Source organism: Bradyrhizobium sp. BRP19 (assembly GCF_020194195.1).
Classification (GTDB): domain Bacteria; phylum Pseudomonadota; class Alphaproteobacteria; order Rhizobiales; family Xanthobacteraceae; genus Bradyrhizobium; species Bradyrhizobium yuanmingense.
Genome location: NZ_JADYVZ010000019.1, coordinates 66,328 through 91,593, shown reverse-complemented (window position 1 = coordinate 91,593; position 25,266 = coordinate 66,328). Strand labels below are relative to the sequence as shown.

Genomic DNA, 25,266 nt, shown 5'->3' with positions numbered 1-25,266 from the left:
CGAGCCGCTTATTGGATTTCTGGCGCAACCCTGCTATGCGTTTCATTCTCCAAATTGCTCCTGTTGCCCGCCGACGTGGCCCCAAGTGCGGTGAAGGGAAGCACTGCACGATCACCACTGGTCGACATGACAGCGCCATTGCCTAACAAGTCGCCAGGTTCATTGACCATAACCGCAAGGTTATTCCGGACTGAGCAGCCAAGGGTTGGATTGAACGAATTGTCGTTCACTGTAGGAGCGACGATGGAGAGCGAGGGACAGACCGGAGGATGGGCTTCGAAAGTGATCGCTTCAATCCTCACCCCGGAACGAGCCGGCAAATCCACACGAGAAGCGGACAGGTGGATGTTGTAGGTGGCAACGCCCATGGCGCGAGCCTCGTGGGCCACCTGTGCAATGAGTCTGGGTGGGCCGATGACACGCACATGGAGGGCATCCCGCCGGCCGCGACTGGTCGCTGCAATAAAGCTTCGCAGCCGATGCCGCTCGGGGCCACGAAGGCTCTGCAGGAACAGCACGCTACTCTTCTGCTCGACCCGGATCTCTTGGTCAGCCGGCGCGGGCTGGATCGAGGCAGTATTTGCGCAGCCCCCCAATGTTGCTCCAATAACGATCGGGTAGCACAGATGTCGCAAAGTCATTTGGCGATCCTCATTCGATAATAAAGCCGGCGCTGCCGGTCAATCCTGGTGTGCTGGCGCGAGGCGCATCGCGACCTCGCGGCGGCCGGGCCACCGTGTTTGTCAAAATCCGCCCCGCATCTGAGGACGGTGCGATGCGGTCGCTTGGCGCACTCATCTTGTTCGGGTTCGATGCGGGCCGTACGATGTAGGGCGTGACAATAATGACCAGCTCGGTTTCACGTTTTTGAAACGATGAGGAGCGAAAAAGCGCGCCCAGGATCGGCACATCGCCGAGCCAGGGAAACTCGCCGATATCAGTGTTGAAGTTGCGCCTGATGAGGCCGCCGATTGCAAAGCTCTGACCGCTGGCGAGCTCGACCACGGTGCTGGCCCGCCGAGTCGAGAGGGCAGGGACCGCCATGCCATTGATTTTGACCTCGCCTTCGCTCGACAATTCGCTGACTTCGGGCTTCACACGGACAATGATCTGATTATTGTTGAGAACCGTCGGAACGAACTCGAGGCTCACGCCGAACTGGCGAAATTGGACGGACACCTGCCGGTTGTCCTGCATCACCGGAATGGGGAATTCGCCGCCGGCGAGGAAGCTTGCGGCTTCGCCGGACATGGCCGTTAGATTCGGCTCAGCCAGGATTGAGGCGAGGTGCTCGCTCGCGAGAGCGTCGAGAACAGCGCTCAGGTTGGTATTGCCGGCGCTAAACCCAATCCCGATCGTGCCGCCGCCGCCGGCCGCGCCGGACCCGCCCCCTTTGCCAGTCACAAGGAAAGCGCCGTTTGGGCTCGAGGCCGTGAAGTTGATGTTGAGATCCTTGACGGCGCTGCGGGAGACTTCTGCCACCCGTACGCTGAGATTCACTTGCAATGAGCCGGCGACCTGGATCTTGTTGACAACCAGCGCGCCCGAACCAAGAAACTGCTCGGTGACCTTCCTGGCGGTCTCGACGACATCGGCATTAGGCGCCGTACCGCTAAGGATCGCGCCGCGCGGGGTATAGCTGACCTGAATTGGATAGTCGCCGACCTCGGCCTTAAGCGCGGCCCGCAGATCCTCGATCGGTTGGGTAACGACAACACGCAGCTCGGCGAGAGCCTCTCCGTTGTCGTTCAGGGCAAACAGGCTCGTCCGTCCGGCCTTTTTGCCAAACACGAAAATCGTGGTGTTCGATGGCGCCTGATAATCCGCAATCGCCGGGTCGGCTATAAAAATGCTCGCAGCCGGTCCGGTCAGATGAACTGTTTTACCCTGTGAGGAGGTTAGGTTGAGCGTGCCGGTGGTGCTGCCTGGCGCCGCGCGTGGCGGTTCTCCCTTGCCATCCCGCTTTGTCTGAGCTGTGACTGCAAGCGGAAATAGCAGAGCGACTGCGCACAGCACGTAGCAGAGGCGGGGAAAAGCGGCACACTGCAACCCGCTGGCGACCATCGACGGCTCATCAGCGCCGGCGGCATTGTTAATGACGTTCAAGGGAGTGTAGCTTTCAAGTTGGATCGGCTTAGGCAGCCGATGCTGCGCCAATGAGTTCAAGAGTGTAACCGACACCGCGCGCGGTCTTGATCCTTAGCGTTGCACCGGCCTGGCTCAAATGCGTGCGTAAGCGATAAATCCCGACTTCCAGCGCATTGGTCGAGACCTCGTCGTCAAATGCATACAAGCTATCTTCGAGCGATGCGCGCGGCACGGTACGGCCGGCGCGGTTGAGCAGATGTTCAAGAATGCACACTTCGCGGCGCGCAATTCTCAGTATTCGACCACCGACCGAGACCTGTCGCGCGATCGGATCGAAATGCAGATTCCCGAATGTCACTACCGGCGCCATCATCTGCGTTGACCGTCGCAAAATGGCCCGCATGCGAGCAATGAGTTCGTCGATAGACACGGGCTTGGGCAGAAAATCATCCGCGCCCGCATTGAAAATTGCAATCCGCCGTCCGAGATCATTGAGACTGCTCATCATCACCGCCGGCATTGACCGTCCCTCGCGCCGCAGCTGCTTCAGCCAGTCCAATCCGTCTCCATCGGGCAAATCCGTTTCGACCAGGACCATGTGGTAGTTCGCGCAATCGAGCGCGGCCGCCGCCTCATCCAGCGTGCGTGTCACGTCGACGGCGAAGCCGCAATTTAAGAGCGCTTCCTTCACGGCGCGGGCAAAGTCCGCATGATGATCAACCAGGAGAATTCGCATTTCATCGCCTCTCGTCCATCCACGTCAAGACCTGAGCGCGTCACGATTGACCATGGGCTCGATGGAACTGAGAGGCGGCTGGATTGGTGTGAATTTGAACAGCCCGAAACGAGAGGGCGGAACATGTTGACAGTCGATCCGTCTCTGCCGGTCCATTGTCGTCAGATGGACCACGGACCCCTCGGGGCTGCTTACGACCTCGGCGCCGCTCAACATGCCGCTCATGCGAGCAAGAGAGCTGATTCTGTTTGAACCGCGGCAGCTCGCTGACGCGTTCGCAGGCCGATCACAGCCGTTCTTGCGTGCACTGAGCCAACGCCTGCAGTGCGAATAGCGCCAGGACGCGCAATCGTAACCAAAGCGCGGGAGACGATCGGATTTGTGACTGAACAGATGAGCGAAACCGACATTTGGAAACTTCCCCAATTCGTCTTGGTCTGCGGTCAGTCTTGCTGGGCTGTTGAGCCTGTCGTGTCGTGAAGTCACGACAATGCAAGTCTTTCCGCATTCGAAGCCACATCACGCGACGCACCTGGCCAATGGCTTCACAGGCTGAGATGCTCGACGAAACGATCAATGCCCCTCCCGGTTTGAAGAACACCCTCTCGCAGCCGACTCTTTGCACGCAAGACGTCGACCGCCCTGAAGTTCCGTCGCGCCCGAGGTCCCCTCGTCCGCCGCAGCCCAGCGGAAGCTGCGAACGATCCAATCGAGCTCCTCGTGGTTGTCATCGCGCATAGATCCAGGTGACTACACCAGCACCATTTCGTCTTTCGGGGTGCACGGCGCCAGAATGTTCGGGTCTCGCCCAGTAAGGGCCAGATGGCGACCGCCAGCGTTCCGGAGAGGAGCAGTCCAGCAGCGTGAGGGACGGAGCGGCTTAGCATTGTGCTTTTGAGACGTTCGCAATTCTTGCTACCTGTCAGGAAGGGTACACGCGAGCTGGTCTGTGTCGCGGGGCTGTCGGAAATCCTACAATCTGACGCTAGGTGAGATTCAAGTGCTTTGACCGCTGGTCGTAGCAGTGCTCTCGACCTCGCAAGCATTCTGAAACGATGGCGACCTCTGAAGCCAGACTATCGACCTGCGGAACGCTCGGCCCTCTCGCCAGGGTCATGAGCGTTTCGTCGGTCCAATAAGGCGTAGCTTGAGCCAAAGCCGATGACAGTGTGTGAAGGCAGTCGTCTTTGCTAGGCCTTAAGGCGTGACCTCACGGTCGTCAGAGATCTCATGCGTGTCAATCTAGCAAGGAGACGGTGGCGAGATGCCTCTATGTGACGCACAGGGACAGCTAACTTCTGGGATGCAGACGCCGGAGCGCGCAAGCCGATTTGACCGGAAAGGGACTGAAGAAGGAATCGATTGCCAAGGGACATTCTTGAATGCTGCCTCCATACATCACGAGAGATTATGGGGCTTTAGGCGCGATCGACAAAATCGATTGTTTTGATGGAACGCATCCAGGTAGCGAATAGCTTTGGAATGAGTCGAATAGATTCCGTCAACGACGCGAACGGTCAGCTGGACGGAAGCCGCGCGAAGCGACGGATCATAATAGGGTGCTACCTTGTGCCTTCCGACATTGGTGTTCGATCAGGCCGAGATCGGGTCCCCTGATTGAGCTTTTTCGGACCGCCGCGTCAGGTTCGCTCCACCACCTCATTGCGGACGCGTCATCTAGGGAGACGGTGCACAGCAAGGCGGACGAACTGGCGCTTGCGGCTGGTCGAATTTCTTTCCTGGATCGTCTCCTTATGCAGATGTGAGAACTGCATTCTCTCGCCCGTTAGGACTGCGACGGACAAGCGCAACCGGCTGCCGTTTTGTGGTTTCCAAGCGGAGGAGACGCTGCATCAAATCGTTCAAGTCGGCGCGCGAAGCTAAGTCACTCCAGCAAACCTGACCTACGAGGTTGTGATGTCGGAATAGCCATCACGGCGACTTGCGCCTCGTTGCGACAGGCTGCTTTTGTACCGGCGCGAGCGCGCGTGTGTCTGGAAGCAGACAAACGGCTTGCGAGCACGACGTCCTTAAAAGCGCAATCTGCGGTACTTATCGAGGGAGAAGAGCATATGAAGTTTACTGGCCGAGCACTACCGATCCTATTGTCCTTGCTTTCGGCCGCGAGCGTGAGCGCGCCGGCGAGAGCCGATGAGCCCTCGCCGAAATACACTGAGGTGCTCAGTGCCCTCCAGGCGGGGAAGAATGTAAAGCTCATACTGGACATGAGCCGCTGTACCACAGCGGAGGGTGGCAAGCCTGCGTCCGCGACGCAAGCCGGTCTGGTCATCACTGCCTTCAGGGTGACCGTCCATAACGGCATCAGCTTCGCCAATGCTCATCAAACGGTCGACAGCTCCGGGCATGCCGTGACCGAGTACATCCGCCATAGCCTTAGCCGCGAAGGCAAGCTGACGGTGCGAGCCTCGAAACTTGTCGTCGGGACCACCGAACTCGTGAACCAGGGAGAATTCATCTGCGAACTGCCGGATGGCGCAAAGTTCATCTGGTAACGAAGAGCACAGAGCAGGGGGCGCTTCGAAGACTTAATCCTTTCGTGCGGACACCTTCGCACGGATACCAATACTTTCGATCGTCAGGAAAGATCAGAGTGTTTCTGACGGTCGTTTCGTCGGACGAGGATCAAGTTGTACGAACTTGCTGCTCAGGTAACTCATGAGGGCCGCCGATCTCCATTCCATCTCAGGGATTGGAAGGTCGGCGGTTCAGGTAGTCGTCTTATGGGCGGACCCAAGGCTCTCAGTTGAACGCTTCAGATGAGTTCGAAGGACGTCCTCACGCTGCGGTTATCGTAAGAACATTATTCCCAAGTCGCTCCAGCCGCGGGCCCGCAATGATGACGACCTTAGGCCCGGGTGCGCTCTTATCTTTCATCCGCCTCTTTTTGGGATCCTTTCACCTGAAATCTCAGTACTGCCGAATGCAGCCACAAGGTGAATGAACGATCCCGCTTAAGATCATCTGGGCTGGCTGCTATGGGTTTGCTCACCGCTCGTAAACTGCGTTCGGGCGCAGATCTAAGCTCTCTGAGCAAACGATCCGTGGTTTCGAAAGCTTGAGCATCCGCCCGAGGTGCCGACGAGCACCTCGTTCAGCCAAATTGCGGCCAACGGAAGAGAAGAGCGCGGCCATCGGTTGGGCTGATTTCGTTGTATCGATCCATGCTGCGGTCGGCGGGCATAACTACCTCGTTCTATCGCTACTCATGTTAGCTTCGCAAAACCTGACCTGGCCAGACGGAAAGCTAAAGTGAATAATGATCGGCACGGGCCCTTCCAACCCGAGGATAAGTGGGCGAACTTTAGAGACCATACAGGTTTGGGCTGAAACTCTCATTCCAAGCGCGGAACGCGGCCGGTCGCCCGCGCTGGCCAGTTGGACCGGAGTATTATTGGTAGCGCGAAACGCTGCGTTCGATGTTTCCGAGCGCCGGAAAAGGCAAATCACCCTTTCCGTAGCCTGTACCACTCAGCCTTTTGTTCCTGACTTTCTATATGGATTAGATGCGCTAGCGGGTCCGATAGTCGTCCAGGTTTCCGCCCAGAAATAGTACCTCACGCTCCTCAGTCGGGGTATCAGTCATCCATGCCACAGCGGGTTCATCATTCTCAGTCCCGTCCTAGAGAATACTGACGATCTCTTCCGCCGTCCAAGTTGTGACCCTCGGCACCGTGTAGGTGTGCAACTCATTCGCGTTTTCCGCGATGACTTTGGCGCCATACTCGTTGTCATCGTCCGGCGAAAGGAGCAGTTGTGAGGCCTCCTCTGACAGCGACACAAAAGGCGAACAACTGGTATCGCCCCTCACGTGCTCTGCCGCTGCGCGACCCAGATCAAGTCGTTGGCCTCCCCAGATATTCCAAGGGGCGGCGTCGTAACGCAAAGCCGCCATGGAACGCAAATGGGCCATCGCGCTTAGACGGTCCAAGCGCATGTGGTTTGCAATGACTGGCGTGGTTTTGAAAGCGCTGCAGCTCCAGGTATGACGATGCCATCACGTCGTCGTAAACGCGGCCACTATCGACGCGGTCGACTGACGATCCACTCACTCGTGACCATTTTGCTGATCTTTGCGCAGCGAGTTCGATTTCTCTTCTGAGTTCCGCAATGTTCGCGCACGTCAGCGTTGCGGCAAGTTGAGCGCGCGTTCTGACAAAGGATGGAGCCGTGCACCGTTCATTCTCCAGTATAGCTTGCGCTCTCTTGTTACCATCCGTTACCGTCCGGTTCGATCCAGCCACGGGTGAAGCCGATGCTGCGAGGAATTGGCTGAGACTCTTTAAGCCGCTGCTCAAAGTCTGCTTGCGCTGTCTCTTCCTGTCGCGGCTCGAGGTGATGCATCCGAGCCTCGGATCGGTTGACGTCCTCAAATGGGTCCATACCCTTCTCCCTTTGGTAGCCTTGTCAATATCATTCGTACGAAGTTGATCCGATAAGGATCAGAAACCGAGACCCGCGCAATGTCGATAAAACACACCGAGGCTGTTCTCGAGCGGATCGGTGTGTTGAGGGCGTGCGGGCTGGACTGACCGGGGATCCAAGTCATTCTTCTGTTCCAGAGTTTGGGCCATCAAGTCGGCCTCCTGTCCGGACAAAGTCTTGCCATGCTAGAAGGGTTAGCTGTCGAACACCTGACCAGCCTCATTGAAGAAATTCGGGGCCCTTCCGAGTATGCCAGCGAGCCTGTTGTTCATTGCAGAGCGGAGTTTGGGAGATGGGACCATCGTCGGTATCCGCTCCACGGCAGCGCCGTGTGAAGGTCCGGGAGAAGCAGCGCGGCGGAAGCGCGGCTATCGGTGGGCTTGAGCGGCGTGGAGAAGTATGCCTGGGCCAGCTTGCATCGGCTCCCAGTGGAGCTCCTTTAAATGCTCGTCAAGATGCTAGCTGTGGTCCGAACAGCTTAGCCTGGCCGCAGCCGTCGGGCTCGTGTCCGGGCTGGGGTGGCTGAAGCTCATTGTCCTCTGTCGGGACCGCTGATGCAGGGCCTTGCGTCGGTGCGCGGGGCGCTGGCCGTAAAACAAGAGCCGGGCGTGCGGCTCCGATCCAGGCATCCGCAACACGCGGTTAATGGCTTAACTCGCAACGTTAACAGGCTGTGCGGCCGCGAGACGTTGAACCGTGGCTGGGGCCACAAACGATTCGGGTGTATAAAGAACGTGGCGGCAAGGACTGGCGCTCGGGCGCCTCAGTTCGGAAAAGAAAAATGGGCCGTTGACGCTTGCAGCCGATGCGCCACACAATGCACCACAACGTTAGTCGCGCCTTATAAACATCTCGCCGCGCAAGCCGTTGGTGTGACCTGCAGGCGCAGCTGAACAAAAAGACCTAGGGCAATCTCCGCGGTCGGTCGTATCGGCCCCTCCTTCCTCCGAGCCCGGCGCGTTTCCGGTCAAAGTAGCGATAGATACCAGGCACCGACGCATGAAAATTTGACAAGCATCAGTCTTCCTGGGTTGATCCAAAGCCGGGACGGCCGAAGGAAGCGGCTCTTGGCGCTCGCGGGTTGCACTCCTGTTGCTAATGGCAGGACGGTGATGGCTTAGGTCAGAACGCCGGGGCTGCGGTCGTCCACCATGCTGGCGCGCAGCGTGTCCTCCGTGATCTTTCTCGCCGGAGATGGCCGCAGACCTCGAGGCTAGCCAGAACGGTTCGAGCTGGCATTGATGAAGCTGATAACCCGCGATTCATCATCGCGAGAGGCGCGCCCGGCCTCATCTGCCGGTAAGTGACGCAGATACCCAACTGAGTGTCGTGAACGTTGATGCTCCCGATGTTTGACGCTCCAAGGCGTTTGTCTTCAAAAAGCAACTGGGCCTCGAGGACGGGCATTCTTGCAAAGTCGCGGTCGGTCATCATACCGATAGAAAAAGCGAGAACATGCGGCGCCTGCAAGACAATCAAGCGAAGATCCGCAGCATCCTTGAATGCAGCAGGCGCCACGGTGGTGCAGAAGAAAGCTCAGCGTCCAAGCATTGCCTTAACGAGGCATCTATAATCCAGAATTTTTCATCGCATTATTAGATGTGTTGTCTTGGCGCGGCATTATTGATCGGATGTCGCTTTGCAACGGGGCAGCATGCGGTTGATCAACAATGTCTCCCAAATCTGTCGTGTGTTCTCGAGCGCATCAATTCATGTTCCTCGCTTTGAGCCGGCGCAGCGACTTTAATTTGGCGATCACGCAGCGCGTGTTCGGGAACCTGATCAGAGACCATTTGGGCTAAGCGATGGACAGATAGACGTCGCAATAGAAGGGGATGCCGACAGACAATAGTAGATTGAAATACTCAACTATTGCGTTTGTGTGGTTTCGACCTCTAAAGATCCTCTATCGATCCTTGCTCGCTCGGTCGCGAGTCCAAACGTTCCGATCGCGAATGGGCATCAGAACTCCTTCCTGAGAAGCAGCTGGCTTGTTGATGAATTCTGGAGCGCCGATGTGAGTGTACTCGTGTGGGATCAACTAGCCGCTGGAAATTGGCTGTCACGACGGCGTCAATCGCCAACCACCGCGGTCGAAGCTCTTTTGGGCTGCGCCCGTGCGCAGAACGTCACAGCACGTAGCGGAATCTTCTTCGGTGAGAGTCCTCTAACATCAGCCGACGGCTTGTTATCCATGCTCAAATCGGCTGCCCGGCGCACATTCAGCGTGGCTTGCGCGAAAGGGCAGGGTGGTCGCCGACATTGACTTGTCCTCAAGGCCCACCAAGTGGCTCAGAGGGCGCCGCATTAGGGGTTGTGATGTCTTCGGTTAACTCCATGCTTCATCTTGGTCTAAATGTTCATGGCGCTGGTGGCCATTCCGCCGCGTGGCGCTGGCCGGGTACAAATCCAAGCGCCTTTTTCGATATCGAGCACTACGTCCGGGCTGCGAAGGTTGCGGAGCGTGGTCTGCTGGATGCTGTATTCCTCGCCGATACTCCCGCGATAAACTTCGACATTACGCACCAGCCACCGCTGAATGGGCTCGAATCTACCCTCGTTCTTGCGGTGATTGCACGCGAAACGCAGCGGATTGGCCTGATCGCGACAGCGTCGACGACCTACAATGAACCATACAATCTCGCTCGGCGTTTCCAATCGCTCGATGTTATCAGCCGTGGCCGCGTTGCGTGGAACGCAGTCACGACGTCGAGCCCGGCGACGGTAGCAAACTTCGGCGGTCGAGAAGTCGGGCGAGCGGATCGCTACAGACGGGCCGAGGACTTCGTTGAAACCGTCCGTGCTCTCTGGCTGAGCTGGAGCGACGAGATGGTCATCGCCGATCAGGCCGCGGGAGTTTACGCAGATCAGAGTCAATTCCGCCTGCTCGATCCCGATACCAATAGTTTCGGCATCCGAGGCCACTGACGCATCCCGCTTCGCCCCAAGGTCACCCAGTCATCGTTCAGGCGGGCGGTTCGGATCCCGGACTACGGCTTGGTGCCCGCAGTGCAGATGTCGTGTTTGCGGCAGCCGGGGACTTGACGACGGCTCTGCGGGAGGCAGAGCGCCTGCGTGCGCTCTCTCGGCAATTCGGCCGCCCTGCGGCTCCGCTCATCCTGCCGGGTCTTGTCACCTGTATCGGGGGCACCGAGGAAGAAGCGGCTCGTCGCAAAGAAAAGCTTGATGGACTGATCGATCTGGAGCGCGCCATCGGCGCCCTTGCACGAAGCATGGGTGTGGCGGTCGAGAAGCTCAGCCTCGAGCGGCCAATTCCGGAGGAGATTTTGCCTGATGCAGATCATGTTCCGTTTTCTGTCGGTCACCATCGCACGATTGAAGCTCTGGCGCGTCAAGGTCGGACGGTTCGCGAGATCATCAGCAGCGTTCAAGCTTTTGGCCACCGCTTGCTTGTGGGTGCACCCGAGCAGATCGCGGACTCGATTGAGACATGGTTCCGCGCCGGCGCGGTCGATGGTTTCAACATCATTCCGGATGTTCTGACCGATGGCACTTCAGCGTTTGTCGACAATGTGGTTCCCATCCTGCAGAAGCGCGGGCTGTTTCGCAAAGAATATTTGGGACAGACACTGAGAGAGCATTTCGGCACTTCTATTCCTTTCGAGGCGGCACGAGCCACAGCTAGCTCACCGCTCTGACGCATCCTCAACACCAAATCTCGGGAGCCCGGATATGCATTTATCGAATGCGTGGTCAGCGAGGCTCTTCACTGGCAAATCCAACCGTCAAGCAAGAACAGTGGCGGCTATCCTTGTCGTGCTCTTGGGCCTGTCGCAATTGTCGCCCAGCGTTCATGCTCAGGAAGGGGTAGCCGGCAGCGTAAAGCGAGGATGCGTCATTCGTTACGGGCATTTTCAAGAGCCTGCCTGCCTGTTCGGAGGATGGGTCCAACAATGGTATCTGCAACGCCAGTACAGCGATAATCTGGTTGCGCGCAACGAGGACGGCAAGATTTTGCCATGGCTGGCCGAGTCTTGGACCATCTCCGAGGACAAAAAGGTGTACACATTCGAGATAAAGCCGAATGTGAAGTTCACCGACGGGACTGCCCTCGACGCGCAGGCCATCGCTGACAATATCAACGGATGGCTCAGCAATGACCCCGATCGTCGCAATCCGACTGCTGCTCCTTATCTCGGCGATAGCTTCGAATCGGCAAGGGCAATCGCTCCTCTGAGCTTGCAGGTAAACTTGAAGGTGCCGTTCCAGCCCTTGCTGAACGTCTTCGCCCAATCCTCACAAGGCATTCTCTCGCCATCGGCACTCAAACGTGGCCTTGCGGTGAATTGCGAGAACCCTGTCGGCTCAGGTCGATTCATTGTCGACAAGTGGCGCCATGGGCGGGAAGTCACCTTCCGCCGCAATCCCGACTACAATTCGGCGCCGGCCACCGCGAAACATCAAGGGCCGGCTTACGTTGAGGGGATCAGCTGGAAGTTTCTGCCAGATCAGACTGTCCGATACGGCTCCCGATGCTATATACGATGTCTCGGCCATCGCATGGAAGGACGCCAATTCCCGCTTTCCAGTATTGCGACACGTTACCGGCGGCACCCCTCTGCGCCTGGCGTTGTATACGGCTCGGCCCCCATTTGACGACGTGCTCGTCCGCAAGGCCTTTGCCTAACCTACTGACCGAAAGGTCGCGGTCGACACATCCTTCCTCGGCTCTTTGCCATTTGAAGGCAACGGTGCGCTAAGTCAGAGTTCGCCGGAATACCTGCGTGAGCTCGGGCAGTCCTATGCGTACGATATTCGGAAAGCCGATCAGCTGCTTGATCAGGCGGGTTGGACCGAGCGCAACCTTAACGGCGTTCGTGTCAAGAACGGCAATTTGCTCATCGTGCACATTTCCTATTCGTACGCGTTTCTGAAGCTCGATGGCGAGCAAGCCTTGCAAGTTATCCAGCAGCAGGCAAGAGCAGCCGGTTTTGACGTACGTCTTCAACCCACCAATCCTGCTGATTTCTTCGCCGGAAAAAACCTAGGGCCCAACGATTATGAGATCGTGCTTCTTTATTGGGTTGCACCCGGCGCTGAGATATTCCGAATTTCCTGGAAGCCGGACCAGAATGGCGAGCCCAATCGCTTCAATCCATCGCGCTTCCAGGATCCGACACTTTGGGAGCTGATCCAAAAGGCGGAGCAGGATTTCAACAGCGCTGAACGTACCGGCCTCTATCAGCAGGCGGAACGGAAGATCGTGGATGAGGCTCCTGTGATAGGCCTTACGGTGCTGGACGTGACTTTGGCCACCACCCCGCGCCTGAAAGACGTGTGGCTGGACCACGGGTCAGTGGGCGAGCCCGTCTTCTATGACGCTCATTTCGACGAGAAGAAATGACACCGTGAAGGTCGTATCCCACAACCTGCTTGTTTGGTTCGCGCGCCGTATTTTATCCGGTGTGGCCGTCGTGTGGGCTGCAGCAACATTTACGTTCCTAGTTCAGTGCTTGATGCCCGGCGATCGCGCGCAGATGTCATCAATGTGAGGAGTGGCGACGTCGGGCCGGCACCTGCGGCCGAGCTCGCAACGATCAATGCGAAATATGGCTTTGATCAACCGCTCGCCGTTCAATACGGCAAATACATATTACGTCCTGCATGGAGATCTTGGTGAATCATACCAGCAGCATCGACCCGTCGCGGCGATCATCGCAGAACAGATTGGCCCCACCATTGTTCTGGCGATCGCCGCGCTGCTGATGGCTTGGGTTATTGCGATCTTGACTACTCTGTTGATCGCCGGCAGAGACAACATATGGTCGAAGCTGCTCAGCGGCGCGCAAATCTTCTTGGCAACCGCGCCGCCTTACTGGCTAGCTACAACTATGCCCGTCGTGTTCGCGGTAAACTTGCGCATTTTTCCAGTTGTCGGAGAAAGCTCGCCGATGGGACTCGTTCTCCCGACATTTGCTCTGGCTCTCGAACTGTCCGGCTTTTTCGGACAAGTCGTTCTGAACGAGTTCACGCGCGTGCTCGAGCAGCCCTTCGTTACGTCCGCGCGGACCCGAGGTATGAGTGATTTCGGCGTCAGGCTTCACCATCAAACGACCCCCCAAGACAATCGGAACGTGGCGCAAGCTCATGTGCTGGCACTGCTCGAGGAGACCAAAAAACGGGGCAAGGCTCTGATCCTGATCAGTCATGATCTGGCAGTGGTCTCCCGCGTGGCGGATGAGATCCTCGTCATGCAACGAGGCGAGGTCATAAGTTATCTCTTTATCTCGCATGATCTTAGTTGTTGTTCGTCATATCAGCGATCGCGTCATAGTTATGCGCCGGGGGAGAATCGTCGATGGTGGCCCCACTGAAGAGATATTTCGTAATCCACTGTCTGAATATACCAAGAGCCTTGTCGCCGCCATGCCGCGTCTTGTGCGCGAGCAAGAGATAGGTCAGTTATCTACGATCCTCGAAGAAGGCATCGCGTGAATGCCTTCGAATTCGATCCTCTATCATAAAAATGTCTATCTCCGATCGCGGGCATTCGCCTTGCGCGCCGATTTGGTGACGATTGCGCGCTCGATCATCGCTCGACCAGGACAGCTGTGGCCCGGGCTCCCATTTAGATGGACCGGCGGGCGCGCGGAGCAGGACTAGCCGAGTTCGAACACTCGCTAACCGTGAGGTCGGCGATCCGCAAGTGTTGGATTGCAAGTCATCGATGGGTGCCCGCAAGGATTACGGCTCTTGCTCTCTGGCAAAAGAGCTCGGAATTGTCGCGTTCACGATAGCCTTGCGATGATGGTGCGGTCTCTGACAATGAGACCGTGTTTGTCAGGTTCTAAACATTCGGCGTCAATATCGATTTCATGACGCCTACTCAGCCATTAATACGACTGATGCGGCTGGCACGGTCATTGCTATCAAATTGATGTAATGCCGAGGAAAGGCTGAGAGCAGCGCTGTGAATGGTCACGTTTCCGCCGGCAAGCCGTGGGTCCATTTCTGAAAAAGAAGCAAGACCTTGAATTCTTCGCATTCGGTTTGATGGAGAGCGATGTGGATTTGCCTATAAGAGCTGACGAGCCAAATCGCAACTTCTGGACATATCGGCACTGTCAAACGACCGTTGCGCTGCCAGCGTTGCCGGTCTCGATAAACAATGGCAGCGAGCGGCAGTGGGCACGCATGACGAGAATTCGGCTGACGTGCTCAAGCGTGCCGGCTGCGGAGGCCACCGACACAATAGGTGTCTCATCGACGCATCTTGTCGCCATTTCGCCGACGAGTTCGCCACAAATCGCATAGCGTAACTCCAAGGACTACCAAAAAGAGGTCAATAACAGGCCCCCTCGTAATCCGGGCAATACGGAATCGTCGACATGTCGCAAACAATCGGCGCTGATAGCGAGTGCACCACAAATGAAGGGGCAGAGCACTGGTCAGAGTCGAAAAACAAACTTTCATCAGATGGCGAGTTTGTTCGGTACTGGAGCCGAGCTGCCGATCGGCTGCGCGCAGTGGCCGCTGTCGGGAGGCGAACCGAGGAGGCGATCAGAAGGACTGGGATTGGTTTGCAGCTATCCTCCGAGAACTTTAACGGTCACGACCTGTCAGATTTCCCGTTGCGACGCTGTACCCTCAATCGTGCGCAGCTCTACGGAGCAAAGTTGGATCGGGCAGACCTTTCTGGGGCAAACCTTATCTGCCCAGGGCTAGAGAGGGCAAGTTTCCGCGGGGCCAAGCTCGATTTTGCGTATATGCACGCGATTGCAGCGCAGGTCTGCAATTTCGATGATGCCAGTCTGCGCAGTGTAATTGATGCAACCGGCAGTCTGTTTCACGGTTGCAGCATGAAAAGGACACGCTTTGACAACGCGATGCTAAGCGGACTTCTCATTTACCAGTGCGACGCGAGTGATGCTGTATTTGATGGCGCGGAATTACAGGGTTCGACCATTAATGAATGCTTCCTTCCTTCCGCTTCCTTCCGCTTTGCCAAGCTGAGCCAAGTCACGATCACGAAAGCGCACCTGGCGGCTTGCTCGTTCTTCCAGTCAAAGGGGGACTGTTTATCGATCTTGCGTCCCACCTCGGTCGACGGTCTCGCCCTAGAAGGCGCTCATCTTCCGTATCTGAGACTCTCAAAGGTGAGCGGCCGCATTGCGGCGAGGGCCCTGAGCGCTCCCTTCGCTGATGTTCACCTGTCAAATCTTTCAAGTGCGGAGCTTGAGCAGGCAGACTTGACCAAGGCGCGGCTTCTGTCCGTAAGCTTGTCCAACGCGAACCTAATCGGTGCTGTGTTGGACGGTGCCTCTATTCATTCCTGTCAGCTCGATGGAGCGGACCTGTCTCGGGCATCAGGCGAAAGCATTTCAATTACAGAGAGCACAATGCGAGCCTCCAAATTGACGGGCTTTCGTGGCCGCTGTGCCTTTGTGCGCGACTGCGATCTTGAATATGCAGACTTATCCCAGGCTTACCTCTACAGGTCGATGATGACCGGTGATCCCCCGCAATCAATGGCATTGGATCACGCAAATCTCGAAGGATCCAATCTCGTTCAGGCATATCTCGCCGCGGGAATGACCGACACCAACCTGGAGGCAACGCGCGTCGCATACGTTCGCATGAACCAATCGTCCTTGCGCGACGCGAATCTGAGTGGGATATCGCCGTTCCAGGCCAGCTTCGTAAAGGTCGACTTTTCGGGCGCTAAGATAACCACATTCGAGCCACCGTTTTTTGCCGACCGATGTCCGGGACTGCAGACCGCTTTGAAGGCTGATCAGCCGCGCGAGCCATCAAGCTATCTGGCTGAATTCTCATCGTTGATCAGACGTGGTCGAGAAGGCTCGACCTGACGGCTTTGGAAATCGCAAAATAGAATGGCGTACAATGTCGGTGAGCTTAGAGCAGCTTGGTGCGGTGGTCCGAGCTGTGAGCGGGCGTTAAAGCTCTTTGGGGCTCGGTGGCGTGCGCGGCCAATACGACACCCAGGGCCTACCTTCTGCGATCCGACCGATCAGACCACTCTTTCGGCGTCTAAAAGAACTGGAGTAAGAAAATGCATCTGGGATGTCTTTCCGCAGGCAAAGCGTTCATCCGGGAGGTGGCGAGAACAGGTCAGAGTATTGGGACGGTACACACCCTAGGCGCCCTGCATCATGGGCATGCAGAACTGATCAGAAGAGCGGCATCGGAGAATGACGTCGCGATTGTCACAGTCTACCCGAACAAGACTCAGCTTAGACCAGGTGGGAGCTACGATTTCGATTTGGACGCTGATATTGGACTTGCCCTACGTGCGGGAGCAACTGCCGTGATTTCCTCGAACGACACCGAAATGTTCCCGCCTGGCTATCGAACGTTCGTATCGCAAGGCGACTATCATTTGCGTTTAGATGGGCCTGAGGCGTACTTGAAGGAAGCCGTTACGGGGGCAATCCGCTGGATTTGTTATGCGCGACCAACTCGCAGCTACTTCGGTCTCAAGGATATCGGTCAGGCGATCCTGGTGAAGCGCGCTGTCGCAGACTTGCTTCTTGATTGTGAGATACGATTTGTGCCGACCGTGAGATACAGGAACGGAGTGCCCATTTCGTCGCGCTTGCGAAGATTTAGCCGATCCGAGCTTGATGAGCTTTCGTGCCTCTTCACGGCCCTCAACCATTCGAGGAAAGAGATCGCCCAAGGGGCGTCGAGCGTCAAGGATCTTGTCGCGTCGGCTACAACTCAAATAGCGTTCCGACAGTTTAAACTCGATTTTGTTCGCATTGTTGGCGCTGATAGCTTCGAAGACCTGGAGCAGGTCAAGCTCCCCTTCATAATTGTTGCAGCGGCAACGGCTCATGGCCTCAGGGTCTTCGATAATATCTACGTTCCGGATCAGGATACACTCCTGAATGGCGCTCCGGATATCTGGATCGATCTACCTGAAAAGTCCTAGCCAGACGATTATGAATGTCGTGATTTTGACAAAAGTAGCCACCCGGCCGCGCCTGAACGCAGCGCCTACGTTATGACTGTGCATTCCGCTTTGCGCTGCCCAAGCGCACAGCCATCGTCCCACCAGCGGTGAAGCTCTCACGATCCACTGAGTAGATCGACCTGAAAAAGTCAATCCAAACCGAACTGCCCAATATGGTAGGGTCGGCTAGCCGCACGTTGAGATAGTCTGCTCGAGCGGCCCGTCGCAGCCAAACGTCACGGCAGCTCGAAAACGGTGAATCGCGACCTTTGGATCCGTAAAGCTCTCGAGAGCAGAATCTGCGGAGATGATATGGAAAGGCGATTGGAAGATTATAGAGCTGACGACGCTTGTGTTATCCCGCTAAGAAATCTGGATGTAAGCGAGGCCAAGCGCTTTCAAGACGACAGCATATGGGGGTGCTTCGAGCGGTTGCGAAGGGAAGATCCCGTTCACTACTGTCAAGACAGCCCTCATGGCCCATATTGGTCCCTGACGAAATACCGGGATATCGTAGCGGTAGACACAAACCACAAAGCATTCTCGTCAGAGCAAGGTGTCACTATTGTCGACGTGCCTGCCGAGCACTGGACCCAGAGTTTCATCAAGATGGGACCTCCTCAGCACGCCGAGCAGCGTAATACCGTGAGTCCGATAGTCGGACCGGAAAGCTTGGCGAAACTCGAAATCTTGATCCGCTCTCGGGTCAGGGCGATTCTAGACGGCTTGCCGCGCAATGATGCCTTCAATTGGGTGGAGATGGTCTCCATCGAGTTGACGACGCAGATGCTCGCCACGTTGTTCGACTTTCCATTTGAGGATCGGCGACTCCTGACCTATTGGTCAGACGTAGCTGTTGGAACTCCGAAAGCAGGGCATGCGATCGACAGCTGGGATAAGCGAAGCACAATCTTGTCCGAGTGCCTGGATTATTTCACACGGCTTTGGAACGAGCGCATCAATGCCGAGCCGCGCCTCGATCTGATTTCCTTGATGGCGCATTCGCCCGCCACACGCCATATGGAGCCGAATGAGTTTCTCGGGAATCTGATTCTGCTGATCGTTGGGGGGAATGACACCACGCGCAACTCGATTACCGGCGGCCTCCTGTTCATGAGTCAGCACCCCTCCGAACTGAGAAAACTAACCGACAATCCCAAGCTGGTCTCGAGCGCCGTGTCCGAGATTATTCGATACCAGACGCCGATCGCACATATGCGCCGCACCGCCGCGACCGATAGCATCGTAGGCGGGAAGCAGATCAGGAAGGGCGACAAGGTCGTCATGTGGTACATCTCCGGCAACCGGGACCAAGAGATCATTGAGAACGCCAACAGTTTCGTCATCGACCGCAAGAATGTACGGCAGCATCTCTCGTTCGGATTTGGTATCCATCGCTGTCTTGGTCGACATCTTGCGGAACTGCAGTTGAGAGTCCTCTGGGAAGAGATTTTGGGTGCGGGACTGGAGGTCAAGGTTGTCGGCGAACCCGAGCGAATTGCGTCCAACTTCGTGCACGGCTATTCCGCTCTCCCCGTGCGGATTGCAGCCTAGGCCCTGATCGCTCCGGTCTGGCAGCCGGCACGCGGTGGGGTGGGCCGTCCTGAACCATCTTCGCTTCTGCAAGCAGCGAAGATGGTTTGGTCGGCGCGAAACAATGGCTGCATGTAGGAATCTATATCAGCCGGGCAGATGTTCGAAGTACACGTGAAGAGCGATAGTGTAGCGCGCGGACGACTTGCAAAGCGCCTGACGCCGAAAAGCCAACCGCCACGGTAACTCCGATGCCGCGTCTCCGGGCTGCCTTGGGTAGCCGGGACCGCAGACGCTGATGAATTTGATGTTGAAGATTGTAGCGGTGGCAGCGATTTTCCTTGGAGAAGCGCTTTCGATATTCGCCGAGCTGATTGCCTCACGGCAATCTGGAAAGGCCGGCGGTGATCTGGCAATGCTGTTGCCGATGTTTCTCCTGATATCGTTCGGCGGCATCCTCCTCGTGTTCGGATACGCGCTGGGCTACATGCATCTGAAGAATATCTGGATCATTGTCGCGATATCGATGGGAGCGATTCTGGTAGTGGAACCGATGCTCACCCTCCTGCTCTTTAGAGACGTGCCGACAGCCGGTTCGTTGATAGGGTTGATGTTCGGTGCGATTGGTACGCTCGCTGCCATATTTCTATGAGTGTGATTTAACCGGCCTCGGCGCGGCCCGGCTTTGGCGAGATGTAGTTTGAAGGCTGCGCAACGTCGATTCTGCTCAGTTCGGACCTGGAGAATGTTGTTGCTGATGGCCTCCGGCGTCTCGCCACGCCCGTGTATGGCTGGTGACTTGGTAAGCTCTTCGGTCGAAGTCTGTTTGCTGGATAGCGGGACGCGTGTTGCGAGCGCAGGTCTGCCGATAGACATACGCTAGCCATTCCTGCTTGGCCAAAATTGCCGTCCAGGAGGCGGTTGGGGATGACTTGGCCCAGTTCGCGTGCACCGAGGCACCGCATTGGGGCGGGACTATCTCGCGGGCAGGGCAGGTCGGGCCCCGGTCACGTCCCAGCTGATCACACCGGCACTGATGCGGCTAGTTCAGCAACACGAGGAGCTGCGATGGAAGTCGAACACAAGGCGAGATCTTCTTTCTTGTGCATCCAGATGAATGCTCTTGGTCAGCTAGTCGTCAGCTGGGGGGCCTATCCAGACAGGCTGCGCACTCTCGACTATTCGGAGATGAAGTATGAAAGGTATTGGCCGAGCTGATTCATCACAGGGTGAGGCGGCGGGAGCCGACAGCGCCGGGGAATTGAGCCGTTCGAGCCTGGAGCCTGGTCTCTTCCCTGGGGAACGCGGTCAATCCTTCGATGCCGTCCTGGAGCGGATGCGCTCCGGGCCTCAAGACAGAACTGCGGCTTCAGATATGGCGGCGCCAACGCGCAACGAGATCAAGGCGGCAAAGCGAAATTTGGACAGCCTGCTTGAGAAGTTTGAAGCTTGCCGTCGAGCGGCCACGCAACGCTGCAACTTGGAAAAGGCGCAAGAGCTGATCGATCGAGTGGTCGAAGCAGGCTCAACAGTTCTGGAGTATTACGCGAATCTGCCGTCCCATTTGGCGCGTCGTATCCTGCCCGACGATCAGGCTCGCCGGCTCCGCGACGACACGCTGGATGCGGGCAACCAATGTAACGAAGTAGCCACCCAGATTCTGTACCCACTTGAGAACAGGAGAAAGAAAGCAGAAGCCCTGCTCGACAAGGTCAAAGACACCGCTCCGCCCGACCAGCTGAGCCGCATCGTTGCGGGCGTCGCGAACCAGTATGTTGCCTGCATGGACTGGTGGGGAAAGAAGGCGTTGCGCTTCGAGCGGATGCAGTCAGTCTGTGCGGCTACCGCCCATTTGCCAAGCAGCACGCCCGAGATGCGCAAGGCCGAAGAGGCCCAACTCAGGCTCAATACGGGCTGGGCGCTCAATACCAGGTGCATGTATCTGCAATCGCGGATCGCTCTCGCGCAGCTCTTGATTCAGTCGCGAGCGAGCACGTTAGCACCAGACGTGCGAGCCGCCCTCATGGACGAGAGCGGGCAGGTGCGTCTGCTCGGGACCTTTGTTGAAGATGTTTTTCCGGCATTTATTTCGACGAGCGAGGCCGTTCGCGGAGGAGCGGTGCTCGACGCCGAGCACCGCGCCGTTCTGGAAGGAGTCATGGAACGGCTTTCGGAATTTGCATCCCAACTGAGGGGCATGCTTGAGCCCCTGAGGGAGGCTGGAACGGAAGCTGACCTTCCTTTGCAGTTGCTTGGCGAGATCGTGGACGGTGCGTGGGTGACGGCGAACGATGTCATGCGGCTGCTGGCATTGCAGCCAAAGACGGAAGTGACGATTGAACCGCCGGCTTGGGCTGCGCTGCCAGAAAACACTGCGCTGGTGGGTGAAGGCACTCGAGTGCGCAGAAAGGGCAAAGCAAGGCGCGGAGCAGCCGCGGGCGAAGGGAGTTCGACGGCCAGCCCGCCCGCGCCGCAACTGGGAAGGTCCGATGCTGCCGGGGCCGCGACGGGCAAGGTCATCGTGCTCTCGGATCTCGGTACAAAGAAACTCGCCACGCCGGAGGAGGCAGCTGCGTCATCCTCTGCGACCGATCACCTCCAGATGTGGCAGGCTCCGCCCTCCAGGAAGGCACTGCCGGGATTACTTGAGCGATTGGACGAGCTGCTGCAGTTCGATCTGCGGGCTCAGCAAAGCGCCGTCTCGCAAGCGCGCCAGATGAAGCCCGAGGACGCCGAACATGTCCTGAATCGCGTGATCAAGCGCTTGCAGACGCAGTCCTCCGAGATTGAGGCCTGTGTAGTCGCGCTGGAGGAGCCTCGCCGACGGGGCCTGCTCACGGCTGCGCAGGTGCCCGAAGTGCACGAAAAGATAGTCCGGCTTCAAAGGATGGGGTCCGAGGTTCAGGGGCAGGCAAAGTCATTGAGCGCGCGAAAGGCAGCAATCACGAGCGATTGCATGAAGACCTATGCGTTTCCATCGCAGAAATACCTTGCACAGTTGCGGGCAGCGGGGGAACTGGCGTCAGTGGATCCACCTCGCGCCTTGAAGGGAGAGCCAGGGACGCTGTTCGAAATCAAGCTACAGCCCATGGCGCTGAGCAATGGCGGGACGCCAAGGCCGATGTGGGTACACATCCATACCAAGCGGCCGGTACATGCCTGGCAATTGGCAACGCTGGGCGATCGCGAATTCGCCGCTTGCCACGTGAAGTCTGACGAACAGCGCGGCTACAATCAGCACTGGCAGAACGCTCGAGCCGCCGAGGGGCACGAGAACGTCGTGATCCACCGCGGCAAGCTTACTCCTGCGTTCTGTAGGTCCTTGTTGAGCACCGCCGCTGGCCAGCCGTGGCAGCCCCTTCCCGACCCGGAGCACGCTTCAGCTCAGATGGCTCGACTGGGGATCTAGTGAGCTGGTTGTCTTGCGGCGGTGAGCCGTCGGCGTGAGTTCATGCCTTTTGGACCGGCTCGGCGGATTGCCTGAGCTGCGCTGAGCGTCGTCGGGCTCCAGCTCACAGAAGGCTGGAGCCTGGGAGAGAACACTGCTTACGGAGGGGTATCGGCTGGCGATCCGGAGGTCGGTCGTCGTACAAGCAAGCTGCCATTCTCTGCTGTGGCGAACATCGGCGCTCGGACGAGAAGCTGGGCCGCTGACTATTGCAGGCGGGAGATATACCAGATGCTGGCGGCGATACGCCCGGTGTCACAGTGCTTTCACCAGCCTGCCCGCGGCGAACTGGCGCGCAAACTCTTCGGGCGAGCTTCAACGGATCGCGGATGGTCCGGATGTACGGGAGCTGAGCGTCCCGGCCGCTTTGACGAATCAAGCCGGGCGGTGCACAACAACGCCGCCTGTTTGCTACTCTAGCATCAGCCTACGACGGCCCCAGCATCACGCCTCCTTGGCCCCCCAAAAGGATGCTGGGCTTGTCGTTCTTCGTTGAGCGTCTCAATCCGAGTAAGTCGGAGCTTCTTCGTTTCAACTGCAATGGCGCCGGGCGCCGCGGAGACAATTTCAGTACACCGGCGTATGGTCAGTCATTTCCCTGCTTTTTTCACTCGCCGCCACGAGTGAGCAACGGTGGCACCGTCGGAAGAGCAGGCTGCGCCGCACGATCAGCTTGGTGGGACTGTTCATCGAGTCATGGCGCGAGCTCGCGACAGCAATCCGTAAGACGGGCCTGGCCGAGCTTTTACAGCTGGATGCCGTGCTCCCTAAGCACCCGGTGCGTCATCTCGCTTTTGATCTCGCAGGCGATCTCGTTGACGATTTAACCTCGGCATCGTCCGTCAGACCCGCTTCGGCCAGCCGTTGCTTCAGCCAAATTTGAAACTCGTCGCCCATCGCATCGATGAGCCGATCGTCGATTGCTGCGTACTTATCCATTCGGTCAATAGATCTGATCAAGAAAATCAATTTTACCGCTTGCAGCGTGGTCATATAGACCCTCGAGGGCGGCTGGGGCTAACCTAGGGAAGCTATATCTCGAATGAAAAAGTCTGTGTTAGTGACCGCGAGCGCCCTCGCGCTTGCAACGGCGGTAATGCCTCCTTTTGCTGCAAACGTTGCCGCGCAGCCGGTTGCGGCGAGTGCGCCGGTAGCCGATACATCATATCCTGAGTGCGTGGATGACCCGTTGAATGGTATCTGCGATCTGTTTTTTTGCTTGACGGATCCCTCGTGCGTCCAGCACTGACAGCGGGAAACATATCAAGCAGAGATGAGGATTGACCCTCGTGCGGCCGCTGCTCCGACAGCGGCCGCATCCTCATGCCGTACTTGCGCTAGTAGATAGTACAAGCCGGGCCTTCTTGTTCTCTAAACGACGATCAGAGTGACGGCTCACTTACAGCCTTTCGGTGACGTCCGCCGATCGTGCAACTGCCGCATCGGCCAAGATCGGGTAAATGGGGAAAAGTCATTTCAGACGGAGACGCTGCGCTCCGACAGGAGCTCCTGCTCGATGTAAAGCTGCTCGAATTTTCAGGATAGATTGCTTTTACGTGGTGGCCCCATACCCGTCCTCCGGGTCGATGTTTCGCATTTCGGACATCATAGATGTCATCCTTACCTGTTCGGGCATGACTAGGGCAGCGGTCGTGGCGTTACGGCCATTCGTCTATGGTCGGGCACATAATTGAGTGGCGCCGTCTCCGGCATCATAAGCATGGCACAAAGCGCGGCCGCGCCCGCGAAGAGCATGTACCAGGCGGGCACGAGTGCACTCCCGGTAAGGTGGATGAGCCAGGTGACGATCGGTTGAGCTGTGCCTCCAAAAATCGCTATCGCAAAAGCGTAGATCGTCGCGAACGCGCGACCACGAATGTACTTGGGCAAACCTTCGGCCATGCTCACGTAGAAGGCGCTATACGGAATCGTTCCGATCAGGGTGAGGACGCCGAGACCTCCTAGAAGTGCCAAGGCACTGCGGCTCTCTGCAATCCACAAGAATACCGGATAGGTCATCAGTAATGCAGTGACCTGCGGCCATATCATGATACGCCGACGGCCTACGCGGTCGGCGAGCAGGCCGCCCAGCAGTGCTGCAGAAATTCCGACCGTGTTGCTGATGAGCGTAGTAGCAAAGGCGAGAGGCGTGGAAACGCGGAGGGTGTTCAACGCGTAGGTCGTCATGTATCCCGTAACATAAGTCGTGATCGTGCAGCTGGCCAAGATGACAAATCCCAAGCTCATGATGCGGCGATCGGTAGGTGGTCGCCCCTCGGGCTGGGTGACAAGAACCGGCGCCTCGGGGCGGTGCAGCGTTTCGGGCAGGACGCTCCGCAACCAAAGTCCAAACGGCAACGTAGCCGCGCCGAGCAACAGCGCGACCCGCCATCCGTACGCATTGAGCGCTTCGCTTGTCATGGTGAGCGAGAGTATTTCTCCAACCAACGCTCCGGCCGTCGCAGCTACCTGTTGGCTCGCGGGCTGAAAGGAGACCGCAAGACCGCGGGCTTTGGTGGGGGCCGCTTCCATCAAGTAGGCTGTCGTTGGACCGACTTCACCTCCGAGAGCAAAGCCCTGCAGCAAGCGTGCGAAAATGGCTAGCAACGGAGCGGCAAGTCCTATTGTCTCGTACGATGGCGTGATAGCCAATAACAGGACCGCGGCGCTCATCATGGCAAAGCTGGCGGTCATCGCGGGTCGGCGGCCGGCCCGATCCGAATACGAGCCGAGCACGATGGCTCCGATCGGCCTGGTTACAAAACCTGCGCCGAAGGTTCCGAGTGACAGCATGAGGCTGACGAACTGGTCAGTTGCCGGGAAGAACGCCTGACCGATCTGTATTGCGAAAAAGCTATAGGTCCCGAAGTCGTAGAATTCGATAATGTTGCCGATGGTTGCGCCCAACACCGCGCGGCGTGTCAAGCGTTCGTCTGCCGGACCGAGGACCGGCTCCAGCCCCTCTGGAGTAAATTGCCTCGCCATCCTCGACCTGATCTGGAGCGCGATCCATGGCCCGAACATTTCGACCAGACAGGTCGCGCAAAGTTGCATTCCACTTGCCCGAGCTCGTCCTCACGG

Annotated in this window: 17 protein-coding genes; 11 read left to right on the top strand and 6 right to left on the bottom strand. The window is 57.5% G+C overall.

Going from position 1 to position 25,266, the window contains the following annotated elements:
* Nucleotides 1-8 precede the first annotated feature (8 nt).
* Genes I6F36_RS33365 through I6F36_RS33355 form a run of 3 tightly spaced genes read right to left on the bottom strand, consistent with a single transcriptional unit; the run spans nucleotide 9 to nucleotide 2,824 of the window.
* The gene (locus I6F36_RS33365; protein WP_225144510.1) at nucleotides 9-641 is read right to left on the bottom strand and encodes a CpaD family pilus assembly lipoprotein; all 633 of its coding nucleotides are present in this window, start codon (nucleotides 639-641) and stop codon (nucleotides 9-11) included.
* 10 nt (nucleotides 642-651) lie between these two features.
* Nucleotides 652-2,106 (bottom strand): type II and III secretion system protein family protein, encoded by a 1,455-nt coding sequence (locus tag I6F36_RS33360; RefSeq protein WP_225144511.1) that lies wholly within the window; start codon nucleotides 2,104-2,106, stop codon nucleotides 652-654.
* A 28-nt stretch (nucleotides 2,107-2,134) separates the two neighbouring features.
* Nucleotides 2,135-2,824, bottom strand: coding sequence for a response regulator transcription factor (locus I6F36_RS33355; protein WP_225129483.1), 690 nt, complete (start codon nucleotides 2,822-2,824; stop codon nucleotides 2,135-2,137).
* A gap of 2,072 nt (nucleotides 2,825-4,896) precedes the next feature.
* On the opposite strand from I6F36_RS33355, the gene I6F36_RS33350 reads away from it, so the two are divergent.
* A complete protein-coding gene (locus tag I6F36_RS33350) occupies nucleotides 4,897-5,337 on the top strand; it encodes a VirK family protein (RefSeq protein WP_225144512.1) in 441 nt (146 codons plus the stop codon).
* Nucleotides 5,338-6,464: 1,127 nt separating this feature from the next.
* On the opposite strand, the gene I6F36_RS33345 is transcribed toward I6F36_RS33350, so the two are convergent.
* On the bottom strand, nucleotides 6,465-6,755 hold the full coding sequence (locus tag I6F36_RS33345) for a hypothetical protein (protein WP_225144513.1): 291 nt from the start codon (nucleotides 6,753-6,755) through the stop codon (nucleotides 6,465-6,467).
* A gap of 2,831 nt (nucleotides 6,756-9,586) precedes the next feature.
* On the opposite strand from I6F36_RS33345, the gene I6F36_RS39775 reads away from it, so the two are divergent.
* The 10 genes from I6F36_RS39775 (at nucleotide 9,587) to I6F36_RS33295 (ending at nucleotide 22,146) form a co-directional block, all read left to right on the top strand.
* Entirely contained in the window at nucleotides 9,587-10,195 is a 609-nt protein-coding gene (locus tag I6F36_RS39775; RefSeq protein ID WP_225144515.1) for an LLM class flavin-dependent oxidoreductase, read from the top strand.
* Nucleotides 10,192-10,926 (top strand): LLM class flavin-dependent oxidoreductase, encoded by a 735-nt coding sequence (locus tag I6F36_RS39770; RefSeq protein ID WP_276573699.1) that lies wholly within the window; start codon nucleotides 10,192-10,194, stop codon nucleotides 10,924-10,926. The genes I6F36_RS39775 and I6F36_RS39770 overlap by 4 nt, the downstream gene beginning before the upstream one ends.
* A 34-nt stretch (nucleotides 10,927-10,960) precedes the next feature.
* Nucleotides 10,961-11,884, top strand: a complete 924-nt coding sequence (locus I6F36_RS33330; RefSeq protein ID WP_225144516.1) for an ABC transporter substrate-binding protein — start codon at nucleotides 10,961-10,963, stop codon at nucleotides 11,882-11,884.
* Nucleotides 11,885-11,960: 76 nt separating this feature from the next.
* On the top strand, nucleotides 11,961-12,632 hold the full coding sequence (locus I6F36_RS33325; protein WP_225144517.1) for an ABC transporter substrate-binding protein: 672 nt from the start codon (nucleotides 11,961-11,963) through the stop codon (nucleotides 12,630-12,632).
* Between the two features lie 205 nt (nucleotides 12,633-12,837).
* A complete protein-coding gene (locus I6F36_RS33320; protein WP_225144518.1) occupies nucleotides 12,838-13,602 on the top strand; it encodes an ABC transporter permease in 765 nt (254 codons plus the stop codon).
* A gap of 1,014 nt (nucleotides 13,603-14,616) precedes the next feature.
* Nucleotides 14,617-16,098, top strand: coding sequence for a pentapeptide repeat-containing protein (locus I6F36_RS33315; RefSeq protein ID WP_225144519.1), 1,482 nt, complete (start codon nucleotides 14,617-14,619; stop codon nucleotides 16,096-16,098).
* Nucleotides 16,099-16,301: 203 nt separating this feature from the next.
* Nucleotides 16,302-17,183 (top strand): pantoate--beta-alanine ligase, encoded by an 882-nt coding sequence (locus I6F36_RS33310; RefSeq protein WP_225144520.1) that lies wholly within the window; start codon nucleotides 16,302-16,304, stop codon nucleotides 17,181-17,183.
* Between the two features lie 333 nt (nucleotides 17,184-17,516).
* Nucleotides 17,517-18,758: a cytochrome P450 gene (locus I6F36_RS33305; RefSeq protein ID WP_225144521.1), complete on the top strand. Its 1,242-nt coding sequence runs from the start codon at nucleotides 17,517-17,519 to the stop codon at nucleotides 18,756-18,758.
* A 277-nt stretch (nucleotides 18,759-19,035) separates the two neighbouring features.
* Entirely contained in the window at nucleotides 19,036-19,389 is a 354-nt protein-coding gene (locus I6F36_RS33300; protein ID WP_225144522.1) for a hypothetical protein, read from the top strand.
* A gap of 543 nt (nucleotides 19,390-19,932) precedes the next feature.
* Nucleotides 19,933-22,146, top strand: a complete 2,214-nt coding sequence (locus I6F36_RS33295; RefSeq protein ID WP_225172931.1) for a hypothetical protein — start codon at nucleotides 19,933-19,935, stop codon at nucleotides 22,144-22,146.
* An 822-nt stretch (nucleotides 22,147-22,968) separates the two neighbouring features.
* On the opposite strand, the gene I6F36_RS33290 is transcribed toward I6F36_RS33295, so the two are convergent.
* Both I6F36_RS33290 and I6F36_RS33285 read right to left on the bottom strand, forming a co-directional pair.
* Nucleotides 22,969-23,178: a hypothetical protein gene (locus tag I6F36_RS33290; protein ID WP_225129470.1), complete on the bottom strand. Its 210-nt coding sequence runs from the start codon at nucleotides 23,176-23,178 to the stop codon at nucleotides 22,969-22,971.
* Between the two features lie 645 nt (nucleotides 23,179-23,823).
* A complete protein-coding gene (locus I6F36_RS33285) occupies nucleotides 23,824-25,170 on the bottom strand; it encodes an MFS transporter (RefSeq protein WP_225144524.1) in 1,347 nt (448 codons plus the stop codon).
* Nucleotides 25,171-25,266 lie beyond the last annotated feature (96 nt).

What these genes read in the sequence shown, in the direction of transcription:
- I6F36_RS39775 (WP_225144515.1), top strand. Translation starts at nt 9,587, where the DNA reads ATGTCTTCGGTTAACTCCATGCTTCATCTTGGTCTAAATGTTCATGGC.
- I6F36_RS33350 (WP_225144512.1), top strand. Translation starts at nt 4,897, where the DNA reads ATGAAGTTTACTGGCCGAGCACTACCGATCCTATTGTCCTTGCTTTCG.
- I6F36_RS33330 (WP_225144516.1), top strand. Translation starts at nt 10,961, where the DNA reads ATGCATTTATCGAATGCGTGGTCAGCGAGGCTCTTCACTGGCAAATCC.
- I6F36_RS33355 (WP_225129483.1), bottom strand. Translation starts at nt 2,824, where the DNA reads ATGCGAATTCTCCTGGTTGATCATCATGCGGACTTTGCCCGCGCCGTG.
- I6F36_RS33290 (WP_225129470.1), bottom strand. Translation starts at nt 23,178, where the DNA reads ATGACCACGCTGCAAGCGGTAAAATTGATTTTCTTGATCAGATCTATT.
- I6F36_RS33320 (WP_225144518.1), top strand. Translation starts at nt 12,838, where the DNA reads ATGGCTTTGATCAACCGCTCGCCGTTCAATACGGCAAATACATATTAC.
- I6F36_RS33345 (WP_225144513.1), bottom strand. Translation starts at nt 6,755, where the DNA reads ATGGCCCATTTGCGTTCCATGGCGGCTTTGCGTTACGACGCCGCCCCT.
- I6F36_RS33305 (WP_225144521.1), top strand. Translation starts at nt 17,517, where the DNA reads ATGGAAAGGCGATTGGAAGATTATAGAGCTGACGACGCTTGTGTTATC.
- I6F36_RS33295 (WP_225172931.1), top strand. Translation starts at nt 19,933, where the DNA reads ATGAAAGGTATTGGCCGAGCTGATTCATCACAGGGTGAGGCGGCGGGA.
- I6F36_RS33310 (WP_225144520.1), top strand. Translation starts at nt 16,302, where the DNA reads ATGCATCTGGGATGTCTTTCCGCAGGCAAAGCGTTCATCCGGGAGGTG.
- I6F36_RS33315 (WP_225144519.1), top strand. Translation starts at nt 14,617, where the DNA reads ATGTCGCAAACAATCGGCGCTGATAGCGAGTGCACCACAAATGAAGGG.
- I6F36_RS33285 (WP_225144524.1), bottom strand. Translation starts at nt 25,170, where the DNA reads ATGGCGAGGCAATTTACTCCAGAGGGGCTGGAGCCGGTCCTCGGTCCG.
- I6F36_RS33365 (WP_225144510.1), bottom strand. Translation starts at nt 641, where the DNA reads ATGACTTTGCGACATCTGTGCTACCCGATCGTTATTGGAGCAACATTG.
- I6F36_RS33300 (WP_225144522.1), top strand. Translation starts at nt 19,036, where the DNA reads ATGAATTTGATGTTGAAGATTGTAGCGGTGGCAGCGATTTTCCTTGGA.